At 31.0% G+C, this 24,046-nt stretch carries 22 protein-coding genes; 6 read left to right on the top strand and 16 right to left on the bottom strand.

Translation table 11 applies throughout. The annotated features are described in order from the left end of the window. The first annotated feature begins 8 nt into the window (after positions 1-8). Positions 9-368: a DUF2809 domain-containing protein gene (locus tag EQ921_RS02680; RefSeq protein WP_221410455.1), complete on the top strand. Its 360-nt coding sequence runs from the start codon at positions 9-11 to the stop codon at positions 366-368. A gap of 53 nt (positions 369-421) precedes the next feature. Here EQ921_RS02680 and EQ921_RS02685 read toward each other — a convergent pair whose 3' ends face one another. Further along, a complete protein-coding gene (locus EQ921_RS02685; protein WP_128330453.1) occupies positions 422-1,180 on the bottom strand; it encodes a hypothetical protein in 759 nt (252 codons plus the stop codon). An 80-nt stretch (positions 1,181-1,260) separates the two neighbouring features. Between EQ921_RS02685 and EQ921_RS02690 the strand changes: the two genes are divergently transcribed. Further along, positions 1,261-1,623 (top strand): YraN family protein, encoded by a 363-nt coding sequence (locus EQ921_RS02690; RefSeq protein ID WP_128330454.1) that lies wholly within the window; start codon positions 1,261-1,263, stop codon positions 1,621-1,623. Here the strand turns inward: EQ921_RS02690 and EQ921_RS02695 are convergent. The 11 genes from EQ921_RS02695 to EQ921_RS02745 all read right to left on the bottom strand — a co-directional run bounded on the left by EQ921_RS02695 (position 1,618) and on the right by EQ921_RS02745 (position 14,110). Further along, positions 1,618-2,313: a tRNA1(Val) (adenine(37)-N6)-methyltransferase gene (locus tag EQ921_RS02695; protein ID WP_128150962.1), complete on the bottom strand. Its 696-nt coding sequence runs from the start codon at positions 2,311-2,313 to the stop codon at positions 1,618-1,620. The genes EQ921_RS02690 and EQ921_RS02695 overlap by 6 nt on opposite strands. Next, positions 2,306-3,700 (bottom strand): HAMP domain-containing sensor histidine kinase, encoded by a 1,395-nt coding sequence (locus tag EQ921_RS02700; RefSeq protein ID WP_164875253.1) that lies wholly within the window; start codon positions 3,698-3,700, stop codon positions 2,306-2,308. Before EQ921_RS02700 ends, EQ921_RS02695 begins: the two co-directional genes overlap by 8 nt. 72 nt (positions 3,701-3,772) lie before the next feature. Next, positions 3,773-5,107, bottom strand: a complete 1,335-nt coding sequence (locus EQ921_RS02705; RefSeq protein WP_128330455.1) for a hypothetical protein — start codon at positions 5,105-5,107, stop codon at positions 3,773-3,775. Between the two features lie 23 nt (positions 5,108-5,130). Continuing rightward, positions 5,131-6,288 (bottom strand): ATP-binding cassette domain-containing protein, encoded by a 1,158-nt coding sequence (locus EQ921_RS02710; RefSeq protein WP_128330456.1) that lies wholly within the window; start codon positions 6,286-6,288, stop codon positions 5,131-5,133. A gap of 164 nt (positions 6,289-6,452) precedes the next feature. Beyond that, positions 6,453-7,685, bottom strand: a complete 1,233-nt coding sequence (locus EQ921_RS02715; RefSeq protein ID WP_128330457.1) for a hypothetical protein — start codon at positions 7,683-7,685, stop codon at positions 6,453-6,455. Between the two features lie 232 nt (positions 7,686-7,917). Further along, the gene (locus tag EQ921_RS02720; protein WP_128330458.1) at positions 7,918-9,252 is read right to left on the bottom strand and encodes a DUF58 domain-containing protein; all 1,335 of its coding nucleotides are present in this window, start codon (positions 9,250-9,252) and stop codon (positions 7,918-7,920) included. A gap of 2 nt (positions 9,253-9,254) precedes the next feature. Continuing rightward, positions 9,255-10,238, bottom strand: a complete 984-nt coding sequence (locus tag EQ921_RS02725) for a MoxR family ATPase (protein WP_128150974.1) — start codon at positions 10,236-10,238, stop codon at positions 9,255-9,257. Then, positions 10,239-11,438: a DUF4350 domain-containing protein gene (locus EQ921_RS02730; protein WP_128330459.1), complete on the bottom strand. Its 1,200-nt coding sequence runs from the start codon at positions 11,436-11,438 to the stop codon at positions 10,239-10,241. It lies immediately after the preceding gene. Next, positions 11,431-12,174 carry a hypothetical protein gene (locus EQ921_RS02735; protein ID WP_128330460.1) on the bottom strand — a complete coding sequence of 248 codons (744 nt, stop codon included), beginning with the start codon at positions 12,172-12,174 and terminating at the stop codon, positions 11,431-11,433. The genes EQ921_RS02730 and EQ921_RS02735 overlap by 8 nt, the downstream gene beginning before the upstream one ends. Positions 12,175-12,189: 15 nt before the next feature. Then, positions 12,190-13,152, bottom strand: a complete 963-nt coding sequence (locus EQ921_RS02740) for a glycerophosphoryl diester phosphodiesterase membrane domain-containing protein (protein WP_128330461.1) — start codon at positions 13,150-13,152, stop codon at positions 12,190-12,192. Next, the gene (locus EQ921_RS02745) at positions 13,130-14,110 is read right to left on the bottom strand and encodes a stage II sporulation protein M (protein ID WP_128330462.1); all 981 of its coding nucleotides are present in this window, start codon (positions 14,108-14,110) and stop codon (positions 13,130-13,132) included. Before EQ921_RS02745 ends, EQ921_RS02740 begins: the two co-directional genes overlap by 23 nt. A gap of 46 nt (positions 14,111-14,156) precedes the next feature. On the opposite strand from EQ921_RS02745, the gene EQ921_RS02750 reads away from it, so the two are divergent. Genes EQ921_RS02750 through EQ921_RS02765 form a run of 4 tightly spaced genes read left to right on the top strand, consistent with a single transcriptional unit; the run spans position 14,157 to position 16,894 of the window. Then, positions 14,157-14,897, top strand: coding sequence for an RDD family protein (locus EQ921_RS02750; RefSeq protein WP_128330463.1), 741 nt, complete (start codon positions 14,157-14,159; stop codon positions 14,895-14,897). 33 nt (positions 14,898-14,930) lie between these two features. Next, a complete protein-coding gene (locus EQ921_RS02755; RefSeq protein WP_128330464.1) occupies positions 14,931-15,911 on the top strand; it encodes a Gfo/Idh/MocA family protein in 981 nt (326 codons plus the stop codon). A 50-nt stretch (positions 15,912-15,961) separates the two neighbouring features. After that, positions 15,962-16,258, top strand: a complete 297-nt coding sequence (locus EQ921_RS02760) for a CD225/dispanin family protein (protein WP_128150988.1) — start codon at positions 15,962-15,964, stop codon at positions 16,256-16,258. A 54-nt stretch (positions 16,259-16,312) separates the two neighbouring features. Then, complete coding sequence (locus EQ921_RS02765) at positions 16,313-16,894, top strand: hypothetical protein (protein ID WP_128150990.1); 582 nt, start codon at positions 16,313-16,315, stop codon at positions 16,892-16,894. Positions 16,895-16,920: 26 nt separating this feature from the next. Here the strand turns inward: EQ921_RS02765 and EQ921_RS02770 are convergent, their stop codons facing one another. The 4 genes from EQ921_RS02770 to EQ921_RS02785 all read right to left on the bottom strand — a co-directional run bounded on the left by EQ921_RS02770 (position 16,921) and on the right by EQ921_RS02785 (position 23,728). Continuing rightward, positions 16,921-17,415 (bottom strand): dihydrofolate reductase, encoded by a 495-nt coding sequence (locus EQ921_RS02770; RefSeq protein WP_128330465.1) that lies wholly within the window; start codon positions 17,413-17,415, stop codon positions 16,921-16,923. Between the two features lie 94 nt (positions 17,416-17,509). Further along, complete coding sequence (locus EQ921_RS02775; protein ID WP_128330466.1) at positions 17,510-19,987, bottom strand: M1 family aminopeptidase; 2,478 nt, start codon at positions 19,985-19,987, stop codon at positions 17,510-17,512. A 166-nt stretch (positions 19,988-20,153) separates the two neighbouring features. Continuing rightward, positions 20,154-20,447 (bottom strand): DciA family protein, encoded by a 294-nt coding sequence (locus EQ921_RS02780; protein ID WP_128150997.1) that lies wholly within the window; start codon positions 20,445-20,447, stop codon positions 20,154-20,156. A gap of 164 nt (positions 20,448-20,611) precedes the next feature. Further along, on the bottom strand, positions 20,612-23,728 hold the full coding sequence (locus tag EQ921_RS02785; protein WP_128330467.1) for a T9SS type A sorting domain-containing protein: 3,117 nt from the start codon (positions 23,726-23,728) through the stop codon (positions 20,612-20,614). Between the last annotated feature and the right edge of the window lie 318 nt (positions 23,729-24,046).

Below are 24,046 nucleotides of genomic sequence, written 5' to 3' on the forward strand. Positions count from 1 at the left end.
TAATGACAATGCAGTTTAATCTAATATCATTCATAACTTTTCTACTAATTTTAGGTATTGAGATTTTTATAGGAATTTATATAGATGATTCTTTTATAAGACCCTTTTTTGGGGATTTTTTGGTAATATTTTTACTTTATTATTTAGTCAGATCTTTTATTAAAATCAGGCCTAGCCACCTTATTATATTCGTAGTACTCTTCGCTTATGGAGTTGAGATTGCTCAGTATTTTAATATTGCCGATTTATTGCATATAAAAAATAAAGTTCTAAGAGTTATTATAGGTACAACCTTTAGCTGGGAAGATATAAGCGCCTACACTCTTGCGGGAGTTGTATTGTACTTAATTCCTAATCGGTATAAATAAGCAGAATTAAAAATAAGATATTAAACAATTCTTAACTTCGAAAATTATGAGTGCTAAAAACGGGTAGACAACTTATAAGTTATTTCCAGATAGTTATTTACATCATTATCAATAATTACTTTTGTCGGGTAAAGATTATGATTCAAATCGGTATACGAGTATGCAACATTTTCTTCATCAAGAGTAACGTTGTTAATAATATTTCGGCTAAATGGAAATTCTTTGTAAAGAGATGAAAAAATCCATACAGGAGTTTTAGAACCGCTAAGTATACCTTTAGTAGAATCAAAGGTAAAAGTATTTGTTCCGTCTCCGGTTAAATTACCTTTAGAATCATAGGTATAATTTGAAGTACCATTTTCAGTGCTTATTTTTTCATATAATTTTCCATCTGCACCAAAATTGAGAGTATTGGTAACAGGATCGTTTCCGTTGTGGGATTTATGTTCGAGAATCGTACGGTCGTCTGTATATTCATAGGTATAGTTATAATAATCTGACGTACTATAATAAACTCCCGCAGACTTAATAGTTCCGTTGGTTTCATTGTAAGCTATGTCATACACATATATAGTAGAACCGAAAAGATATCGGTATTCAATAATTCTATCTTGATCATCGTATTTAAACGTAGTTGTATAAATGGTATAAGTATTGTTACCATTAATTACTTTTTCTGAAATTTCAACAGGAAGTAATTTTTTAGCTTTATCATACCCCTCATCCGTATAAGGATCCAGTTTTTCTTCACCACAAGATATCATTGAAATTAAAGAAAATATACCCAACGTCAAGAACAATAACTTTTTCATACCCATATTTTTTGCAAAGATATTATTTTTATAAATTGAATATTCAAATTGTGAGATAAAAATTAAGAGATTTACAAATTATGGCAGAACATAATGACTTCGGATACGAAGCAGAAACCGAAGCAGTCCGATATCTTAAGAGTAAAGGATATATTTTAATTGAAAGAAATTGGCGATTCAGAAAAGCTGAAATTGATATTATTATGATAGATAAAAAAGAATTGGTTGTTGTGGAAGTTAAGGCTAGAAACAGTAACTCTGTCATGGAGCCGGAGGATGCGGTAGATTATTCAAAAAAAAGGTTGATGATTTTAGCGGCGGATTACTACGTCGAAAACAATCAAATAGAGTATGACGTTCGATTTGATGTAGTTTCTATGTTAAAAATTGATAATTCATGGCAAATCAATCATATCACAGATGCCTTCGATGCAATATTATAGGTAAAAATCTTCTGTCAAAGTTTTGTATTCAGAAGTCCATATGCGCGGAGTTTCTTCAATATACAGACTTTCATTGGTACATGCAGCAGGAGTCAAAGAAAATTCAATAAACGAACGCTTTACTTTGCCGTTTTTTATTCCGTAGATGTGTACTACACGAATGGGCGAAAGCTGAGCCGATTCAGCAAGCTTAATTATTTCATTTTCCTGTTCGTATGGGAAAATTAGACCAGCAATGCCTTGTGAAGGAGTAAGCAATTTACTCATTTTAATAAGTAAAACTTTATAATCCATTTTTAGCTGATGCCTGGCAACAGGATATTTTTGATGTAATTGTTCTGAGACTTTAAAATAAGGAGGGTTACAAATAATGTAGTCAAAATATTCTTGATTAGATAAATCCTGTATTTTTTTATGTGATACCGAAAGATTGCTGAAAGGAGAATTTGAAAAATTTTCTTGAGCCAGCAGGTAAGATTCCATTTCTGAATCTATGGCAGATATACAAGCAGCTGGATTTCTTTGCGCACATATTAGAGCTAGTAAACCTGTACCAGTACCAATATCAAGAATTTTTTGTGCTTGAGAAATATTGGCAAGGCATCCGGCCAATACTCCGTCAGTACCTACTTTAAAAACCTCGTTGCTTTGTTTAATGTGAAATTTCTTGAACCTGAAAATATTATTCATTTTTAGGTATTTCAAATTTAAATATTGAACCACTACCTTCTTCTGATATAAATGTGATGGTTCCGTTGTATTCCTCAATAAGCTTTTTAGTTATTGCTAAACCTAAACCGCTACCACTCGTTTTTGTAGAGAATTGAGGGGTGAAAATTTTAGGCTGTACATCCTGAGGAATGCCACTTCCATTATCTATGATTGAAAAATATACCATTCGCGAATCCTGTCGTATTCTAACCAAAATTCGAGGTTCTTTATTTTCAGGAATTGATTGAAATGCGTTTTTAACCAGATTAGTTAAACAACGGTTAAGCAGATTAGGATCGAGTGTTAAGAATACAGGTTCTTCCGGACAATCAATAGTGATATACTGAGAAGGGAAAATTTCTAATGAATTTTTGGTTACCTCAACAATATTTAATTTTTGATCTTTCTTAACCGGCATTTTAGCAAAATCAGAAAATGCCTCGGCTATGGAAGATATCGTATCTATTTGTTGAATTAAGGAACGGGTAAGTGTATTTAATTTCTCGGTAACTTCCGGATCATCCGGATTAAAGCGTAACTGAAAACTTTGTATTTCCAGTTTCATGGGAGTTAACGGGTTTTTTATTTCATGGGCTACCTGTCTGGCCATTTCCTGCCATGCATTATCTTTTTCTGCTTTAACCAGAGCATCCGTTTGTTCTTTAAATTTAGTAAGCATAATATTATATGCTTTAATCAGAGGGCTTATTTCGTCAATATAATTATATAAAATAGGGCGGTTAAATGATAAAGCATCAGTATCACTTAAGCGAAAAGCAACTTCTTTAATTTTTCTGGTTAAGCTTTGGGAAAAGAACCATGCGAAAATTCCACTGATAATTAAAACGATTAGCATTATAGCCAAGTACCGGTACAGTAAGCCAAAAAAGTCTTTCTTTATAAAGTAATCATCATATAAATAAGGAAAGTTAATTATGGTTATGGGTTGATAGTCATTATTATAAATGTACCTGTAAACAGCAATGTAGTTACCTCCGGTTAAGGGCGATTTTTGAACAATTTCGATCCTATCATTATTAATGTTAAGTCCTTTAAGAATTTCTTTAGGTACAAACTCAGTTTTAGCATTCGGTATTTTATTTCCCAATAAAAATTTGCCGTCCAATGAATAAAAATTAATATCCAGATTATTTATATCTGAAATTTCATAAATTTTATTCCCGATTTTTTCTTTAACTTCTTCAGGTTTGGTGTTTCTACTGGAAAGCAAATAATCAAAAGTTTCAATTATAAGTTGTTCTTTCCTCTCAAGTCGTCGTTGATTATAATTCTCAGCAATTTTAATATATTGATAAAAAGTAATGAGCCCCATAGCAAATATGGTACTCACTACAACTAATATCATTACTAAGAATATCCTTAGTGAAAGGGGGAATCTTTTATACATTTAGTATTTAATACACTGATTTATTTTGTTTTACTCTTCGGGTAATGCCTTCCATTTTTTTATAATTATGGTAAGCGGTAATAATAAAATGCATACAAATATAAGGTTAATACTGTTAAATAAAGTTGAAAAAATATCAGGAGAATCTCTTGATTCTATATACATATAGTGTAAGAGCATAAATACATATGGGAGCATCCATAAAATTAAGTGTATTAAAATAGTGGATTTACCCTTAGGGCTTTTACAATAAATTTTACTTCCAACGTAGAAAATCATAATAAAAAAAATGACCACCCAATATATAATTGTCAAAAAGAAAAGTCCATTACCACTTCCGCCAATTATTCCATGAATGGCTGAAACAATTCCGTAAATTAAAGCAAGTAATCCTATAACTACGAGTGCGATTAGCCAGGATTTACCACTGGTTATACGGAAAGAAAGTAGAAAAAGAGATAAGCTTAAAGCTATATAAAAAATTAGAAGTAATGTAGTATAAAAGGAATCGTTATCATAGTGTGCATTATATATTTTATTATAACCGGATGTAAGGTTGTAGTATTCAACATAATAATTAGAGGAATTATTATACGAGAAATTAATTTTATTCTTAAGTATGTAATTGGAGGGGGATACTTCGTAGGTTGGCGGATTATAAATTAGTTTCATCCAGCTGTCAACCGTTAAATTAGAAGTAAGTTTATATTTTTCCTGTAGCTTAAAATATTGGTGTAATAAATTTCTTATGCTGTCTTGTTTTTCTTCTACGAGCCATCTTTTTACCTGTTGTATATCAGAACTTTCAGAGTAATCATCAAAATTTAATAGAGAAATACTAATGGAATTTGAAGTTTTATCGGTATTTGCAGAGTCAGGTACGATGGTTCGATTGTAGTAATGAGTATCGGATTCGGGAATTAAAATATCAATTTTATTGAGAAATTTTTTTGTTTCTAAAACCTCTTCTTTAGTAGCATAGGATCTTTCTTTAGCCTGAATTCCTTGAAAGTAACTGAATGGATATGAGCAGATTCCAAAAAGTAGTAAAAAAGTAAGCAGCCATTCCCAATATAGAGAATTACCTTTTTTAGGATAAAAAGATTTAAAACCATTATTTTTCAGATAATAAACAAGCCATAAAATTAATGTAAGGATACTGGTAAGTATTATGACGAGGAAAAAAATTGTAAAGCTACCGTTATTATAGTAATTACTTTTTTGAAAATCGATAGCTCCTGAGATAAATCCTAAAAAAAAATAAAGAACATTAAATCCTACTATGGTTATTACCATAGGGATAACTTTTATATTCCATAGAAGAGGATAGTTTAATAATAATTTTTTTTGTATTTTTTTAAACATGATAAGCAAATTTTAGAGAAGAATTAAACAAAGAATCGACGGGTAGAATTAGAGATATTTCTGAAATACTTGATAGGGATATTATTATCAATAATTATTTGAAGGAAATTATTTATAGATATAGTATCAGGAAAATGGGAGATAAAAGAGCCTCCGTTATATTGCAATTTTGATAAAGATAATTGTTTCAAAACTGCGTATAGTTGTTCCTGAGTCCATTCTGATTCAAACTCAATAATTAATTCCTGTAGTTCAGTTTCATGATCTGCTGTGGTTTCAGATTTCAGATTTTTTTGCTCACCATGTTTTAAGAAAATCACCTGATCAGATGTTTTTTCCACTTCGTAAAGCTGTTGAGAACTTAATACAATTCCCAAAGGTCTGAATGGAGATTTAGCTATAGCTTTAAAATCATCCAATACGGTTTGTTGTGCCAGAATATCCAGATTTGCCAGAGGTTCGTCAATAAGTAATAATTTTGGCTTTCTCAGGAGCATACGGGCAAGTTCAAAACGCATTTTATATCCGGAAGAAAGATTTTTCCATTTATAATTGCGATAATTTCGTAATCCCATTCGCGAAATAATGAGGTCGACTAACAATTCGTTTTCTTCTCCTATGCTATCATATGATGCAGCAGTAAATCTAAGGTTATCCAATACAGAGCCATACCAGGTATTGGTTCTTTGAGGAATATATATAAGTTGGGATCTTAATTCATAATCATCTTTATAATCAAATAAATAGGATACTTTTCCTTCAGTAGGAAGAAGCTCTCCACATAAAGCTCGGAGTAATGTTGTTTTACCGTTTCCATTTTCACCAACTAAACCTATAATTTCGCCTTCAGCTATTTTGATATTGATAGGACCTAAAGAAAAGGAAGATTTACTGTATGCATTTTTTATATTTTCTACAATTAATAAAGGGTTTGGATTATGAATCGTTTTTTTTGAAAGGAATTGATATAATTCGTTCAAAATAGAGGAATATCTTTCTTTTTTTTCTCCCAGGTTAGATTCATTAAAGTCTACCCATTGTAAAAGTTCATAAGTTTTCCTATAAAAGGAAATATCTTCAGTATCAAGAGTAAGATCAATGATACGTTTTAAGGTTAAGGTATAATCTTCAAACTGTAAAAAGTGTAAAATCTCCTGATATTGTTTTTCGAATAAGTTCATATGATAAGATAAGTTTATACTAGAAACGTTTGAAAACTTAATCTAGTATTATTTTTTTAAATTAGCAGAGAAGTGAAAAATAAGATAAAATAAGACGTTTGAAACAAAAAAATTCAAAGAACTACTTAACAATACTAGAAGCTCTTTGAATTTTTTAAGAAATTTTATTCCAGAGTAAATCCAGTAAAATAAGAAGCATAAACGTTATCATTTATATATATGCCATACCTTCCGCTACCATCTTTAGCAAAAGCCTGAACCGGTATTTCTATATAGTCTTTCCCGAATTTCATTTCTTTACTATCGAAAAATACTTTAATATTTTCTTTAAATGTTATCTCAAAAATTGTCGGATTTTCTTTTATTCTGTTAATAAGACCTTCGTCCAAAGAAACTTTTAAAATATCGTTTTTCTTTAATTTGGGAGGACTCAATAAAGCATGTTTTTGAAGAGGTCTTTTCATGCGGGTTTTAACTATCGCATCTTCAAATCCGTCTGCAAGCACTCTTACTTCAAGTTCCTCTCCTTCATTCCATTGATCGAATCCCTTGAATCGTTCGTAATCTACAATACCGGCTTCCAGATGATGGTCGGGCCTGTGATATATATAATCAAGCCATTCCAGACCGTAAGAACGTTTAGGACGTCGTATTTCTACTGCATAAACATATTTACCGTAGGCGTCATGAAATTCATCGTATGTTTGGATACTGCTTTCTGGAAAATGTACTGCAAATGCGTAGGAATATTTCATCAGGTAATAATATTCTTTTTCAAAAGTTAAAGGAGAAGGCAGTGGGCGAAAGGTTTTATCTTTTAGGTTACCTACCAGTTCGCGATCATTAAAATACCCCTCCTTATTGATATACTTGACTTTATATACTGGTAGTTTTGATTTGTCATATTCATTGTATACTGCCTTACGGTTTTTAAATTGATGCCAGTAATTAATGATTTTAAGATCTTTATCGTTTGATTTTCCTGATTTCTTTTTTATTAATGCAGTTAATAGATCATTTGTTTTTACTGCTACATCTATATTCTTTAATATATATGTGGAATCGCCCTGATATTTTACGATTTCTATTTTAGATGAAGTAGGAGGGAAACGCTTTAATATGGCATGATTAGTACTTGGTATATTGTAAATATCATCTGCAGCTTTAGGATCCATCCACTTATGAAAAGTGTTTAAGGTCATATCCATACTTCCAAAATAAGAATCAGGAAGTTCATTTTCAGAATAAACGGCAATTGGGATATCTGCATTTAACCATTTTACGTTGATTCGTTTTCCATTTACCTTAAATTTAATTTCTGCCTGTTTTTCCGGTAAAAAATAATAAAAGGCGGTTTGATCAATCATAACCGAATCCGGAGGAGGTAATGCTATCATAGTTTTTATATTAAATAGATTATTGTATTAGTAATTGAAAATATAAAAGATAAGTCAAACATTTCTTAGTATAAATAAATGTATAGAAATAAATCATCTTAATATTTATCTTAATTTAAATCCCTAAATTTAATTAATCTATTTAAGATATTTAAGTCTTTTTTATATTTTCTTTAAATTACCTATTATATTCCTTACATTAATTAGTACAGTCGGGCAATTAAGGTTTTATTTAAATGGAACCCTTTGCTTTCAACTCAAGATATTTATTAATAGTGTTAATGGTAAGGTTTTGGGGCTCTGTAAGTATAGACTGTATACCATGTTTTTTTAGTTCACTGACTAATAATTTTTTATCAAAATCGAACTTTTCAGCAATTACTTTCTGATATATTTCCCGGGTATTTTGGCAAGGTTTTTCAATAAGTTTTCGTAGTTCTACATTTTTAAAGAAAATGACTATTAATAAATGATTTTTAGCTATAGCTTTAAGATAAGGTAATTGTCTGTGGAGTGAATCCTGATTTTCAAAATTAGTATATAGAAGAAGAAGACTTCTTTGGTTTATTTTGTGTTTAATATCCGCATATAAACGTCCAAAATCACTTTCAGAAAAATCTGTTTTTATATTATATAAAGTTTCGAGAATAAGTTGCATTTGAAATTTTCTCCTTTCTGCAACTACTCGATTTTCAACTTTACGGGAAAATGTAAAAATACCGGCTTTATCATTTTTTTGTAATGCAATATTAGATATAACTAAACTTGAATTTATAGCATAGTCCAGCAATGATAGTCCATCAAAAGGCATTTTCATAATTCTTCCCTTGTCAATAATAGAATATACAGGTTGAGCGCGTTCATCCTGATATTGATTAACCATCAGATGATGATGTTTAGCAGTGGCTTTCCAGTTAATATTCCTGATATCATCACCAGATATATAGTTACGAATCTGCTCAAATTCTATCGTGTTTCCTATTCTACGGATTTTTTTTAAGCCATATTCCCGTAACTGATTACTGAAAGCACGTAAATCATATTTTTTTAGCTGGAGAAAGGAAGGATATACGGCAATGTTTTTTCCTTCGGAAAATATATATCTTCTTCTAATTAATCCCAAAGGGCTCTCAGCATATACATTTAGCTTTCCAAATTGATACACACCTCTTTCAAAAGGTTGTATATGATAAACATAATCCTTGACTTCCTGAGGAAGCAAAGGTACTTTAAATAGAAAATCCCTGATTTGAAATTGAAACGGAATTTCATCAATAACCCTGAGTTTAACAGTGAAATTATAGTTATTTTCAAAAGTGATATGAACAGGATTTTTATCACCGTTACTAAATTTTTCAGGTAGAAGACGATGAGATTTTATGCCTTTGGGGGTAAGGTATAAGAGCATTACATCCAGTACAATTGCTAAAAGAAATACAAGAAAAGTGTATTTTAGCAGGATAAATAACGGGAGAGATAAATAAGCGGCTATAAATGCAATTATAAACCCTAAGATTATTATAAAAAGGCGTTCGGTTAAAAAAAGAGATTTATAAAATTTTAACACGTTTATCTGGGTATTTCAATTCCGTCAATAATTTGTTTAATAATATGCATAGGTGTTAAACCTTCCATTTCCCTTTCAGGAGTTAGTATGATTCTGTGATGTAAAACAAATGGAGTTATGTACTTTATATCTTCAGGGGTAACAAAGTCTTTTCCCTGCAAGGCAGCATAGGATTTTGCTGCATTCAGAACTGCTATGGAAGCTCTTGGGGAAGCTCCTAAAAAAAGATTGGCATTTGTACGTGTGGATACAACGATTTTGGCAATATATTCAAATAATGAATTTTCAACATGAACACTTTTGACCAAATTTTGTAACTGCATTATTTCCTGAGCAGAGACAACTGGTTGTATGAATCTTAAAGGATCTTCTGATTGAAAATCATTATGTTTTTTTATAATATCTATTTCTTCTTCTAAAACAGGATATTTGATATCTATTTTAAATAAAAATCTATCAAGTTGAGCTTCCGGAAGCCTGTAAGTGCCTTCCTGTTCTACCGGATTCTGGGTGGCAAGAATTATGAAAGGGCGCTCAAATGAGAAAACATTTCCGTCAATAGTTATTTGTCTTTCCGCCATTAGTTCAAATAAGGCTGCCTGTGTTTTTGCCGGGGCTCTGTTTATTTCATCTATTAATACAATGGAGGAAAAGACAGGACCTTTTTTAAATTCAAATTCTGATAATTTTTCATTGAAAACAGATGTTCCAAGCACATCGGAAGGCATTAAATCGGGAGTAAACTGTATACGGCTAAAAGGGGCGGAAATGCATTTTGCTATTAATTTAGCAGTTATTGTTTTCGCAACTCCCGGTACACCTTCAATCAATATATGACCATCTGATAAAAGTCCTGTTAATATAAGATCGATAGAAGTGTCCTGGCCAACTATCACTTTTTTAATTTCATTTCGTATTTGTTCGGCCACATTCTTTAATGCAGTCAAATCTATTCGGTTCTGATATTGGAACTGTTCGTTTTCCATTTAATATGTATTTTTATAAAATAGATCTATCGTTGAATTTAAAATTTTTAAATCTTCTTCAGATGAATGGGTGGAATTTCTGTTTTTAAGTATTAAATATATGATTTTATCAGTAATTTCCTGAGAAACTCCAGATTTAAGATGAAGATTTTTTGAAAAATCTGTGTCAATCTGGTCAATTTTCAAAAAATACTTTTCTTTAACAAAATATAGAAAATATTTTATTTTTTTATTGATGATATCCTTATGCTCCTTCTTGTTGTAATAAAGATTACCAATGGTCTTAGTAAATTCAACAGTAGTGTTGGCTAACGGAAGTATAATCGGGATTTTTCTTTGAAGTCGCTTTCCAAAAAAAACGGCATAAAAAACAGAGCTTATAATGAGTATAACCCAGGCCCAATGTAAAGGAGGAGAATTAAATATATAATACAAAATACCCGGTTGTGATGTACTAACGGATTTGTTGCGTTCATCCCAAAAAATATTTTTTTTATTTATATAATTTAAAGTGCTTATAGCATAAGTATAAACAGAATCATTTAATAAAAAGTAGTTGGAATAAGCTTCCGGGAGTAAATTCACATAGAAATATCCTTCTCCGTACTTATACCTGATAAAATTTATATGATTTTCTTTATTTAATTTATAAGTTCCAAGAACTACAGTGTTAGCTTTATCCAGTTTTTCGAAATATGCATAATCCTGAATTTTTTTGAAATTGTAAGTTTGATGGTTAAAGACAGGATTAGTTAAATATGTATTTATTTTCGAGAATTCATCTTTCAGTATATAATCGGATGTTTTAATGGTTAGATGTAAAGAATCCTGTAATGATTGGGGTAATGAAGATGAGATGATAAAGGCATCATTGCCTGTAGATACAAAATCCAATAACCAATTAGCAGAAACATCTGACATAACTGTATTTTTATCTATAAAGAAATATAATTGATCTTGAGAGTAAAAATCAACGTCTGTTAAATAAGTAGAGGGTGTTGAATTAGTAATTTCTATATTTTTATCAGGAAATAGTTTTTTCATTTCCTTATGAAGAATATAGGAACCGAAAGGAATCTTGTCTTCAGTAGAATAAGTTTGTGTCCAGTTCACAGGTTTTGGACTGGAGTAATCCAGATAAGCCATTATACCTATCACTAAGATAAAAATACCAAGATATATATATAATCGTTTATTCAACTTTGTTCTCTAATTTTAAAATTAAATTCTGAATCTGATTAAATTTATTTTCTGCAATTATAAAATCATTTTCCTGTGCTTCGTGATCACCATACCAACAATAGTCAAAAACAAAAGAGACTTCTTTAAATAACTTTTTTAATTCTTCATGCTGTATTTCATAGTAATATTCATAGTTGGTCTTTTGATACTTATATTCAATGAGGTTTTTATCCGAAAGGTTTTTTAATAATTTTAGATAATAAAAGCGTAGAGCTAAACGGTAATTCTTTTGTTCCAGTGCTGATTGAATTAATTGTTCAAAATTAACTGTATGAATATTTTTTTCTGCTTCTTCAGCAGATATATTTTTGCTATCTTTTCTTTCAATAATTGAAGAATACTTTCTGTAAATAAAAACAAATCCTATAACGAGTAAAATAATAACTATTATCGATAAGCTGATCCATAAAGCAGAAAGACCGGAAGAAGAATTGGTTTTTATATTTAGTTTAAATAATTCGTTAAGGAATTCAATGATTTTTTTTATAATCCATGAAAAAAAACGTTCTATAACAGAAGTATTTTGAACGGCTTTCTCATATTTAAACTCAGAACCGGTATAAATTTCTGAAGGTCTTTGTACTAAAGATTCATGAAGTATTTTTGTAGAGTCATATATAAGTGAATCGGAAGCTTTTAAAATTAAGCTAAAATTACTGATTGTAATAAATAATAAGTACCCGATTTTTCTCATATGAATTGCTCTACATTAATCTTCTTTACCAATTGAATCAATTTCTTCTGAATTTTTAATACCATATCTTTCTTCCATTACACTGTAATATGTTAGGGATATGCCTATATAGACAATACAATAAGCCAGGGTAGACATTGTCATCCCAATACCAGTTAATACATTTCCTAAGGAAGATAGAAGAGAATGTTCCTCTCCGTTAGTCATTCCCAAAATAAGGTTTACATAAATAAGGAGCATGCCGGGCATTTGGAATATATTGCTTATTACCGAAGTTATAAGAGAAAGCAATAGAATAACTATAAATGATTTCCAGAAGATACCTTTTGTAAATTGATAACTTGCTTTTAGCGATTCTATGATCCCTTTATCTTCAGCTACTATGAAATGTTGATAAAAAGAGATCTTTACGTTTAGATAAAAGGCGAAAATTATAAAAGCAATACTTAAAATCACCACGAGAAATATACCTGAAATGTAATTATCACTTCCAGCTAAAATAAATAAAGGAATAAGACAGATAAAATAACCTATTATAAATACTATTAAAACTAAAACATTTCCTCCTATTATTTTTAGAATATAGTTTTTTGTACTTCGCCATACAGAAGATGTAGTTAAATCTTTTTTATCTTTATATAATTTAATATAACAGAAGGTAACTGTAATGACGAAAGACATGGAAAAATAGACTCCGAGTAACATCAGCAAGCCATAAGGTATCAACATTAATAATTCATTAACATCCGGGCCTGCATTTGAATAGTTCAGATCGTTTATAGTTGAGAAAATTATTGCGAAGTAATTTTTAAAAAATAGAGCAGAACCGATAATAGTAACCAAGAAAGACGGACCACAGATATAAAATAAAGCGGAAAATAAAGATTTAAAATTTTCTTGTATAAAAGATAAAGTGTCACCAATAATCGATGTGGTCGATCTGATTTTTAAAAATTCAAATTTCTTTTTTGGAATCATATTGATTTATTTTTTTTTCAATTTGTCTTGGGTAAATAATATAATAAAATACAATTATGCATAAAGATACGATTATAATAGAGAAAGCTACGGCTAAAGGCATGGTGGAATAACGTGAAACAAAACTTTCAAGAAAACCAGCACAAATAAAGAAAGGGAGTGTGCTAAAACAAATTTTCATACCATCGTAAAAGCCTTTTTTTATAGATTGCAAACGAGAAAAAGTTTTAGGAAATAAAACACTTTTACCAAGAATTATTCCAGCAGATCCGCAAACAACAATAACGAAAATTTCAAAAACTCCATGAATCCAGATGATGGAGTTTGCCCGTATTCCAACTTCGTGCTGTATAAAGAAACCATCAAAAGCACCTAGCATGACTCCATTATAAAATAGAAGGGCTATGGGGACTGCAGGGGTTAATATACCACTGACAAATGCATTAAAACCCACTCTTATGTTATTAAGAGTTATAGTTATAAACATTTCAATTGCAGAAGAGGAATGATAGATGCCTGCAGGGTCTCCATTTTTTATATTTTCAATCGTTGTGTCTACATAATTATCACCTAATATAATTCTTGTAAAATCTATGTTTTGGTATACAGAAAAAAAACCGATAGCAACAGAGACTAAAAAAATTATAAAAGACAGTAATAAATCTTTTTGATAACCTCTGAAAAGAAAAGGAAGTTCATATTTCCAAAAGTCTATGATACGTCCGGAATTTTCTTTTTTATTTTTATAGATGGAAAAATGAGCTTTTCTGGCTAAATCATTTAAATATATAGTAGTTTTACTCTTCGGATAGTAGGTCTGCGAGAAACTTAAATCGTTTATTACCTGCAGATATAAATCAGCGAGTTCATCAGGAACAAGAGGTTTAATATTTTTTAGAGCGGTTTCAAAATTACTCCAACGCTCCTTGTTTTTCTTTATGAAAGCAGCTTCTCTCATGAAAAAATCTTACTTTTGATGCAATATAATAAAAAAATGCAATAGAATGGATAATGTTCATATAAATACTTCGCAAAACGTCAGTATTGATTACAATTTAGCAGATATAGGAAACCGTATATTTGGATATATTCTTGATGCTATATTCGTAATGATATATTCAGTAATAATAATTGTTTTATTCTTTTCAAATACCGATATGTTAGAATATGGATTCTTTCAGGACGGAGAAGAATTTTTATTAATACTTCTCATTTTATTATTACTTCCAGCATTCACATATGCCTTATGGGCTCCTTATTTTATGCAGGGGCAAACATTTGGTAAAAAAATATTAAAACTTAAAATTATAAAAGCGGACGGATCAGAAGCTAAATTCAGTACTTTTCTAATTCGTTGGTTACTAAGCCCTGTTGACACCAGTTTTTACTGTGTTATAGGATTGATAGTTATGTCAACTAATACCCGCAGACAGAGGGTTGCTGATTTAGTAGCCGGAACTGTAGTAATATCAACACGTCAGACTTACCAGGTAGATCAGACAATTCTTTCTCAATTAGAAGAAGATTATCAACCCAAATTCACTCAGGTTTTACAGCTTTCAGATAAAGATATGTATCTGATTAAAAATACGATGGATACAGCTAGATCGACTACGGATTATCAATTAGTCAAGAAGCTACGAGAGAAAATAGAATCTGTTATTCAGGAATATAAACCTGAAATGTCTGATGTAGAGTATGTAGAAACTGTGATTAAAGATTATCAGTTCTTTTCGCAACAATAAAAATGAAAACTTTAATTTTACAATAAAATAGATATGTTAAAAGCAGGATTAGTAGGAGCCGGTCATCTGGGTAAAATTCATCTAAAATTATTGAATCAATCAGAAAAATATGATTTTATAGGATTTCATGATACTGATATTGAAAATGGAAAAAAATTACAGGAAGAACTAGGGTATAAATTTTATGAAAATTTTGAAGAGTTACTTTCTCAAATAGAAGTTCTTGATATAGTTACACCTACTTTCGCTCACTTCCATTATGCAGAAAAGGCCATTAAAGCCAACAAACATTTTTTTATTGAAAAACCTATAACAGGAACGTTGAGTGAAGCCGATCAAATTATTCAGTGGGCAGAAGAATATCAGGTGAAAGGACAGGTGGGGCATGTTGAAAGATTTAATCCTGCCTTTATTGCAAGTCAGCCTTTTATTGATAATCCTATGTTTTTGGAAATTCATCGTTTGGCAGAATTTAATCCTAGAGGAACGGATGTTCCGGTAGTATTGGATTTGATGATTCATGACTTGGATATAGTACTTTCTGTAGTAAAATCCCCTGTAAAATCAATTCATGCTAGTGGAGTTGCTGTCGTTAGTACCACTCCCGATATAGCAAATGCCAGAATTGAGTTTGAAAATGGTTGTGTTGCCAATGTAACTACCAGCCGTATATCTATGAGGAACATGAGAAAAAGTCGTTTTTTTCAAAAAGATGCTTATATATCCATAGATTTTATGGAGAAAAAAGCTGAAATAATAAAAATGAAAGATGCTCCCGCAGAAATTCAACCTTTCGATATGATCATTGAAAATGCAGAAGGGGATAAAAAACAAATTTTATTTCAATATCCGGAGATACATTCTAATAATGCTATTTTAGATGAACTGGATTCTTTAGCTGATTCGATTGAACAAAATACACAGATTCCTGTAACCCTGCAACAGGGTAGGGAGGCTTTACGTGTTGCTTTAGAGGTAATGGAACAGATTGAGCATAAACTGTCTGCAAAATAAGTACGTCATTTTGGAATAATGATTGCTGATGTTAAATTAGTTTAGAATGTATGGATAAGAATACTTTAAATGAAGAAAATGAGCAGATTTTGGCAGATAAGGTTCCGGATAATTATTTAGGATTTGCTACAGTTTGTACTATAGTATGTTTTGCTCCTTTGGGTATTTTTGCATTATTTTTTTCTTTACGCGTAAACCAATTGTGGGAGGAAGGAAAAAAGGCCAAGGCAAGAAGAATGTCTGTAGTCGTACGACATATTTGTGTATGGACCATTATTCTGGGATTTATTTTCTGGATAGGTATACTGGCAGGAACAGGATATAATATATTTGGATACAGAAGATAGAATAAATATACTAAAAGATAGATTTAAGAGTTAATACTTTAATTATAAAAACATATGAAAACATTTAATATAATTTCTAAAGTACTTTGTTTAGCCTTTGTTTTAACAGGTTTTTTGAGTTGTGGAGATAAGGCAGCACTTTCTGAAAGCACAGCTGTAAATGCAGTTGAAAAATATTTAAAGTCGTATCCTATTTATGAGACTACGGAAATGGAAATTGGAGAAGTTCGCTTTAAAATTAAAAGAGACGAACAAAAACTGGTTGCCTATAAAAATCTTGCTTCTAAAGGATATATAAATTTTGAATTGTCTAAGCAAAAGAAAAAATTTCTAAGTAAAGATAGTATTTATATTTATGAAGTAAAGCTTACCGATAAAGCCAGACCTTTTGTTTTTAAACAAAAAAAGGAAAAGGTTGAGGTTAAAACCTACGAATATCAATTGGACGAAAAAGAACAAGCAAAAATTGAATTATCAGGTAAAAAATCTGGAAATGCTGTAGTAACCTTACAAAAAATTAATACTGATTTTGCAGAGCTAACTGCTGATAAAAATCCGCATAGTTCATTTATTACAAAATCATTTACTTTAAAATATAAAAAAGAAGAAGGCTGGGTGGTCACAAAAGATAAATAATATTTTTGTTTAAGGGTTTAGAATGTTTAATTCTTTCGGATATAAGTTAGGAATGTGAAGTCAAATAAATGCTTTTCATTTTTAGCATGAAATTCTTCAAACACACTTTCCCATTTAGATAAATCAAGCTTTGGGAAAAAAGTATCCGCTTCTTTTACTTTAGTATGAACTAAAGTAAGTTCTAGGGTATCTGCAAATTCCAGCGCTTGATTATATAGGATTCCACCACCGATAATGTAAGGATTTGGGTTCTGCTTTTTTGCTAAATCCAAAGCCTCTTGAAGTGAATGAACAAGAACAACCCCCTCCGGAACAGTGTAATTCATATTGTTAGAAATAACAATGTTAATTCGATTGGGTAAAGGTCTTCCTAAAGACTCAAATGTATTTCTCCCCATAATGACAGGATGGTTCTGGGTTAAAGCTTTAAAACGTTTTAGATCATCAGGTAAATGCCATAAAAGCTGATTGTCTTTTCCAATGGCTTGATTTTCGTCTATTGCTGCAATAATGGTTATCATACTATTTAATACTTAACAGCGGTAAAGTTACTATAAACTAAATAAAAAATGCAGTAGTTTTAAACTACTGCATTTTTTATTTAATATAAAGCTATTATTTCAACTTAGGTATTGCTTTTGAAATATACTCCACCTGATCTTTTAAACTTTGATTATCAGGTTCTGAGGATAATGCTTGTTGTTTCAACTGATAAGCACCTTCCATAACATGACGTAATAATTCAGTAAAATTGCTGTAATTTTTCACCTGTGGATAAATTCTCACAATAGAATCAATTACATTTCTTGTTTCCTGAGGATAATCTCCGCTCATAATGGTTCGGATAATTTCAAAATAAGTATTAGCTTCCTCTTGCGATTCGGATTTAGCAATCAGCTCAAGAATATTTTTAGAAATTGTTTCTAGTCGTGAGTAGTCTTTATTAACAATTGCTGTTTTTACTATAGCTGATAACAGAACTTCACCCGGATTTTGATCGTCAATACTAGTAACAATTTCCTGAGCTGCTGTTTTATCAGATTCAAGTAAACCTGTGATGCAAGCCGCTTTAATAGCATAAGAAGGACTTGCTGACAATTTTTTAAATAGACCGGCATATTGAGAAGCATTTATTTTTGCAAGTTGTTTAAGAGCTTCTGCCTGAACTAATGTTTTGGAATCTGAACTGGCCAGTTTTTCTAAAATACTGGAAGATTTTTGTTTAACTCCCGGATTTGTTTCGTCTAGCTTAGAGATAGCAAATATGCGTATACCATAAAATTTATCATTGGCTGCTGCATTTAGTAAAGTTTCTAGTGCTTGAGTATTAGATGTCTGCACATCAGCAAGTTTTTCCAGGGCAGTTATCCTTGAATAATACTCAGGGCTATGTTTATATTGAAAAATATAATTTTCGGTATTCTTCTCATCTGTTATTTCTGATAAAATTATATGATCAGGATTTACATTTACCAATTGAGGTTTGGTTTTATAAGGAAGTTCAAAAGTATTTGATTCCGTAGCTTTGACCCAAACCTGATGTCTGGTAGCTTTTCCATTTTCATATACATCTATATCAAGAGGGAACTGGAATTTAGGGTCTTGAGTTTGAACTAAAATTATTTTTACGGATTTTTTTGCTTCATCATACGAATAGGTAACTTTTAGTTTAGGGTGTCCATTGCTGAAATACCATTGATTAAAAAACCAGTTCAGATCCTTACCTGTTACTTCTTCTAAAGCAAGACGAAGTTGGTGAGCTTCAACCGCTTTGTACTCATTAGTTTTCAGGAAATTATTAAGTCCGGCAAAAAAAGCTTCATCTCCCAAATAATTTCTTAGCATATGTAGAATCAGGCCTCCTTTTTGGTAAGAAACAGCATCAAACATATCTTCTCTATTGGCATAATGAAAACGTACTAAATCTTTAGGGAAATTATCTCCTCCTAGTAAATAAGATTGTCTTTCTTCTCTTCTATGCTCTTCTGCTTTATCTTTTCCGTATTTATGTTCAAACCATAAATACTCTGAGTAATTAGCAAATGATTCATTAACAGTTAAGTTAGACCAGCTTTCGGTAGTAGTAAGATCTCCAAACCAGTGGTGAAACAATTCATGAGCAATTACTGATTCCCAGCTGTTTTCATCAATAAGTTGTCCTGGTTTTTGTTGAGCTTTTTCCATATGTAAGGTAGCTGTGGTATTTTCCATAGCACCACTAACATAATCTCTACCTACCATTTGGCTGTATTTATCCCATGGGTAAGGATAATTTAACAAGTTGGAAAAGAATTCTATCATTGCCGGAGTTTCACCGAAAATTTGTTTAGCATAAGGTTCATATTCTCTTTCAACATAATAGTCAACAGGAATATTTTTCCATTTGTCTTTAACAACGGCGAAATCACCTACCCCCATAAAGAAAAGGTAGGGAGCATGTTTTTTGTCAAATTTCCAATAATCCGTACGTGTTCCGTCAGAATTTTTAGTCTGGCTTTTTAGTGTACCATTAGAAAGTGTAACATACTTATCAGGAACGGTCATATAAATTTCCTGAGATGTTTTTTGGTTAGGAGTATCTAAAGTAGGAAACCAGCAGCTGCTTGATTCAGTTTCACCTTGTGTCCATATTTGTGTTGGCTTACCTTTTTCCTCTCCTCTCGGATTGATAAAATAAAGTCCTTTAGCGCTATTAATAGCAGCACTTCCTTCTTGGGTTACTTCAGATGGAATGGCTGTATATTTTATATAAACAGTATATTGCTCATCTTTTTTATAATTTTTATCTAGCTGAACTTTTATTTTCGAATTTTTATAAGAGTATTTTAAACTTTTACCTCCGTTAAGCGTCACTTTTTCAATGACCATTCCCTTGGCATCAAGAGTTAAGGAATCGGTGGAATAAAAATGTGGTTTAAGCGTTATCCAGGCTTCACCTAGAAGTTTTTCGTTAGGATAATCAAAACTTACTTTTAATTTGGTATGTACTAGATCGTTAACTAGTGTAGCCGATGGCCTATAATTAGAATAGTCTTGCGCTTTAATAAATAACAAAGCACTAAGAAAGACCAGAAGTAAAATGCCTTTTCTCATTGTATATAAATTTTACAGATTAGTAAGTATAAATACCTGTTTTGTTACAAATGTAAAAATATTAATGAGTGCTTAGTTGTTTTTTTGATAAAATGTAAAATTAATTATTTTAAAAATACTGATTTATATATGCTATTTGGTGTAAATTAAAGTAATTATTTGATTTTTAAACAAATTTGATGGATTTAAAGTATTTTTTTTCAAGTTTATTATGAATAGCCTCTAATATTTTATTTTTATTTAAATGAAGTTCATTTCTTATAACTGCGGAATCCATAAATAGAAATAAATTCTGGTTTTCAGTATGTATTTTTTTTGTATGAGATGTAATAGATGGCCCCATTAATTCTTTCCAAATTATCTCAGTTTTAACTAGCAATAAACGTTCTTCCATACCTAAATCATGAATTAAACTTTTTAAAGCAGAATTACATGTTTGTTCTTTTCTACGTATACTCATTTATGGATTAATTTATTAGCAAAAATACATATTAAACTATAGTTATATAAATTTTTGTCAAATAAAATCTGAGGATCTTTTTAAAACATTTATTGCTTAAGATTAAATAAAAAAAGGAAAAGGCTCTGTGCAGAGCCTTTTCCTTTTTTTATTTAATAGCTTATCTATTGATTTTTAATTATTTTTCTGCTCATGGTTTTGCCCTGAAGTTTTACCTGAGCTATATATACTCCAGTAGGTAAATTTTGGATATTTACATCAAGATTGTTATCTCCTCTAAAATCTTGTGTATGAACTACGGAACCATTCATGTTATATAATTGAACAGAACCTTCTGAAACCTTAGTCATTTTAATTTTAAAAACACCTGTAGTAGGATTAGGAGTAACTAAAATTTCTTCTTCAGATTGCTGAACAATCGGAGTTGTAATTTCAGGCTCATCAGTTCCTAGTGAAGATTCTTGTTTAGTAATAGATTCTTGCGTAAATCTTATTTCATCTTTAGCACATCTTACTGGTAGTGCAGTTCTTGGTCTGACAAGATTGGAAGGGTTTATTCCATCTTTTCCGGTACCAAAAGCCATAGCTAGAGGTCTTAGATTGCTCTGGCTGCTACCGTACATAGTTGCAGACCAATTTTGACCATATATTAACAATCCGTCCAAGTAAAAAGGTCTGGTTTCTTCAATTCCTCTACCTCCATCAGAAGGAAAATGTCCTAAATTATATTTAGCCGATGTAAGCATAACCCCTATAGTTCCTAATTTATTAGACATGGATTTTCCGGATAAAGCCTCTAAGGAAGTCGTTTGTGAAGGGGTCTCAAAATTCCATGAACCGCTCCATTTCCATGAACCCATTCCCTCTTTGTACCAAGGGGAACCAGAAGTCCCTGCATTAGCAAAATCCGGTACTCTCCATCCTTCTGGACATGGATCGAAAGGAGATTTTTTTTCAGCATGTCCCCACATGTTTTGGTATACGTCTGGTAACCAACCTCTATCTGTTCCTCGATAAATATGAGATAAAGGATTTCTTGTTGCTTGAAGAAGTACATTTTCTAACTTTTTTTCTGTAGAAAGAAGAATGTATTGTTTTTCATAATCATCTATTCGTTCTATTTTACTATTGAATTGTTGCTTACCACTGTTATTTGAACCTAAATATATATTATCATGATATCCCCAATAACCTTGATCGAATAATATAAATACGGGCATCGGATCTTTTCTTCCCCATTGAAAAAGTAAACCTCTTGTATTTTCAAAAGCATTTGATTTGTCAGAAGATAAATCGTAATCTATAGCACCTAAATTTCTGTCCATAAAAGTCGTTGTTAAAGGTACTGACCCGCTAGATGTATTAAAAGCAAGATAGTTTTCATTTTTTTTAGAATATCTTTCCTGATTGCTGTAAGTAGCTGTATTAGTTGTAGGATCGGAATTAGATACCCATATATGCCAGCTCCAAAGAATAGGATCTTCAGAGTTTCCTTTACTTCCAGAGTGTAAGGATACTACAGCATTTCCTGATTTGTTGGGATTAACTTTTACTACTATATTTCCATTTTCATTATTACCACTAAGGGTCACTTTCTCGATTAATTCAACATCAGTACTCCAATAAATGTTTGTTGATAGTTTTCCTTCCGGCCATTGTTGTTCGGTTAAATATTGATTGTAAACTGCAAAAGCTTTATTTACTGGAATATTTATTTGTTGTGCATTGCTACTTTTAACCAATAAATAACTGTTAGGATTTTCCAATCCTGTTGTGTAGGTTCTGCCTTCTTCCATTATATATTGTGTTGTAAAACTTGAAACAGGAGTATCTTCTTTAACACATCGAATTGCATTAAGGCTCGAAGTATGACCCGAAGTAAAATCTCTTGTATATAAAGAATAAGCTCCATTCTGACTGTTTTGTAAAAAGTCTGTTACTAAATGTAACACAGATGCAGTTCCCCATTCATTTAAGGTACCACTCCATAAATACGTTTCAGATCCCTCATCCTGAAAAATCATCTTATTACCATAAGCAATGTAATGTCCTGTAGTAGGAATCATTCCTAAATTATAACCTTTAGCTTTAGTAAAATCAAATCCTAGTCCTGGATAAATTTTTACTCCGGAATATTTTTGTTGATTTACCAGTCCTTCTTTTGAATTGTCAAAAGTAACTTGTGGAGTAGAGCCAGATTTTCCCCATGGAGATGAGTCGTATTGATCTGTAAATTGATGTGCAAAAGTAGGAACTCTCCATCCTGAGGGACAAGGATCATAGGGGGATTTTTGCTTTTGTGTATATACCTTATGATCTAATCTTTTACCATCTGTATTATCAGCCCACAAATTTAATACTTTGTTGTTTTTTCTGTAATATTCAGATAAGCTATTGGTTACCCAGGAAACAGAGTCCGGAATATAAGTAATGGATTGGCCAGTCGAATTTTTAATTGATGCCAAATCACTTTTGAGAGGAGTTAAAATTGTAAATGGATTTTTAATACTTTCTTGAATATTAGCATTGACTTCCTTGAAGGGTCTATCCTTTTGGATTCTACTTGAATAATCCATGTTAGATACCTTACCGTAAGGAAAGGAGTTTATTGTTGGAGCTGATCCGTCTTTATATACAAAAGAAGGAAACGGATCTTTTCTGCCCCACTGATACATTAATCCTCCGGAACGATTCCAGTCATTACCCACAAAAGCATTGGAAACAGCACCTAAATTTCTGTCCATAAAATTTGAAACTAAATGCTCTTTGCTTCCTGGATTATTATCATAAGTAATTCCTTTGGTAGGATCATCGGTCACCCATATATGCCAGCTCCAATAAACAGGATCTTTAGCAGGAGTTCCTGAATCACCTATATGTAAAGCAATAACGGCATTACCTTTTCCTTTAATATTATTAATAATAACTTTTATTTTTGAATCTTTACCATTTTGGTCAATGGTTGTAGAACGTATCAAACCTTCCACATCTTCCCAATATATAGAGGCTGAAAGTTTTCCTTGTGGTAAAGGCTTTTGTAAGTATTCATTATTTTTCCACATTGCAAAAGCCTTTACCACAGGGATTTCCAATCCTCCGTATGAATTATTTCTAGCAATATCTACATCATAGATATAACTGTTGGGTGCATTAAGTTCTAAAAGTTCTGATTCGTCAAGTTTTTGAGTGTTAATATTACTATTTTTTTCAATTGATTGTCCTAAACTAAAAGTAGAACCTACCAAAAAGCAAAGAAACAGTAAATAATAATTTTTTTTCATAAAATGAGATTTGATTTTGTTTGAATATTTATTTTTTAGTGTTTTTTTTGAAAAAAAATGTTAAGGCTTGCTTACGATATAGCTTATCTATCAATAAAATATAGAGGTAAGATTTTTTAGTGGTTAGTTAGTAGGGCATCTAATAAATAATCATGATTTGCTTTGTTTTTTACAACCGGGCAATTAAAATTTTTAAAGAGGTAAATCTTAAATGAAAATTTTTAGTTTCTATAAAGTTTTTTAATCAAATTTTTATTTTAAATTAATTATAAAGTTTTTTGTTGTGTAATTATTCAATAAGTAAGGAACAAATTCAGT

The organism is Apibacter sp. HY039, assembly GCF_004023655.1.
GTDB classification, from domain to species: domain Bacteria; phylum Bacteroidota; class Bacteroidia; order Flavobacteriales; family Weeksellaceae; genus Apibacter; species Apibacter raozihei.

Coding starts and splice junctions, on each gene's coding strand:
- EQ921_RS02680 (WP_221410455.1), top strand. CDS start 9: ATGCAGTTTAATCTAATATCATTCATAACTTTTCTACTAATTTTAGGT.
- EQ921_RS02685 (WP_128330453.1), bottom strand. CDS start 1,180: ATGAAAAAGTTATTGTTCTTGACGTTGGGTATATTTTCTTTAATTTCA.
- EQ921_RS02690 (WP_128330454.1), top strand. CDS start 1,261: ATGGCAGAACATAATGACTTCGGATACGAAGCAGAAACCGAAGCAGTC.
- EQ921_RS02695 (WP_128150962.1), bottom strand. CDS start 2,313: ATGAATAATATTTTCAGGTTCAAGAAATTTCACATTAAACAAAGCAAC.
- EQ921_RS02700 (WP_164875253.1), bottom strand. CDS start 3,700: ATGATATTAGTTGTAGTGAGTACCATATTTGCTATGGGGCTCATTACT.
- EQ921_RS02705 (WP_128330455.1), bottom strand. CDS start 5,107: ATGTTTAAAAAAATACAAAAAAAATTATTATTAAACTATCCTCTTCTA.
- EQ921_RS02710 (WP_128330456.1), bottom strand. CDS start 6,288: ATGAACTTATTCGAAAAACAATATCAGGAGATTTTACACTTTTTACAG.
- EQ921_RS02715 (WP_128330457.1), bottom strand. CDS start 7,685: ATGATAGCATTACCTCCTCCGGATTCGGTTATGATTGATCAAACCGCC.
- EQ921_RS02725 (WP_128150974.1), bottom strand. CDS start 10,238: ATGGAAAACGAACAGTTCCAATATCAGAACCGAATAGATTTGACTGCA.
- EQ921_RS02735 (WP_128330460.1), bottom strand. CDS start 12,174: ATGAGAAAAATCGGGTACTTATTATTTATTACAATCAGTAATTTTAGC.
- EQ921_RS02740 (WP_128330461.1), bottom strand. CDS start 13,152: ATGATTCCAAAAAAGAAATTTGAATTTTTAAAAATCAGATCGACCACA.
- EQ921_RS02745 (WP_128330462.1), bottom strand. CDS start 14,110: ATGAGAGAAGCTGCTTTCATAAAGAAAAACAAGGAGCGTTGGAGTAAT.
- EQ921_RS02750 (WP_128330463.1), top strand. CDS start 14,157: ATGGATAATGTTCATATAAATACTTCGCAAAACGTCAGTATTGATTAC.
- EQ921_RS02755 (WP_128330464.1), top strand. CDS start 14,931: ATGTTAAAAGCAGGATTAGTAGGAGCCGGTCATCTGGGTAAAATTCAT.
- EQ921_RS02760 (WP_128150988.1), top strand. CDS start 15,962: ATGGATAAGAATACTTTAAATGAAGAAAATGAGCAGATTTTGGCAGAT.
- EQ921_RS02765 (WP_128150990.1), top strand. CDS start 16,313: ATGAAAACATTTAATATAATTTCTAAAGTACTTTGTTTAGCCTTTGTT.
- EQ921_RS02770 (WP_128330465.1), bottom strand. CDS start 17,415: ATGATAACCATTATTGCAGCAATAGACGAAAATCAAGCCATTGGAAAA.
- EQ921_RS02775 (WP_128330466.1), bottom strand. CDS start 19,987: ATGAGAAAAGGCATTTTACTTCTGGTCTTTCTTAGTGCTTTGTTATTT.
- EQ921_RS02780 (WP_128150997.1), bottom strand. CDS start 20,447: ATGAGTATACGTAGAAAAGAACAAACATGTAATTCTGCTTTAAAAAGT.
- EQ921_RS02785 (WP_128330467.1), bottom strand. CDS start 23,728: ATGAAAAAAAATTATTATTTACTGTTTCTTTGCTTTTTGGTAGGTTCT.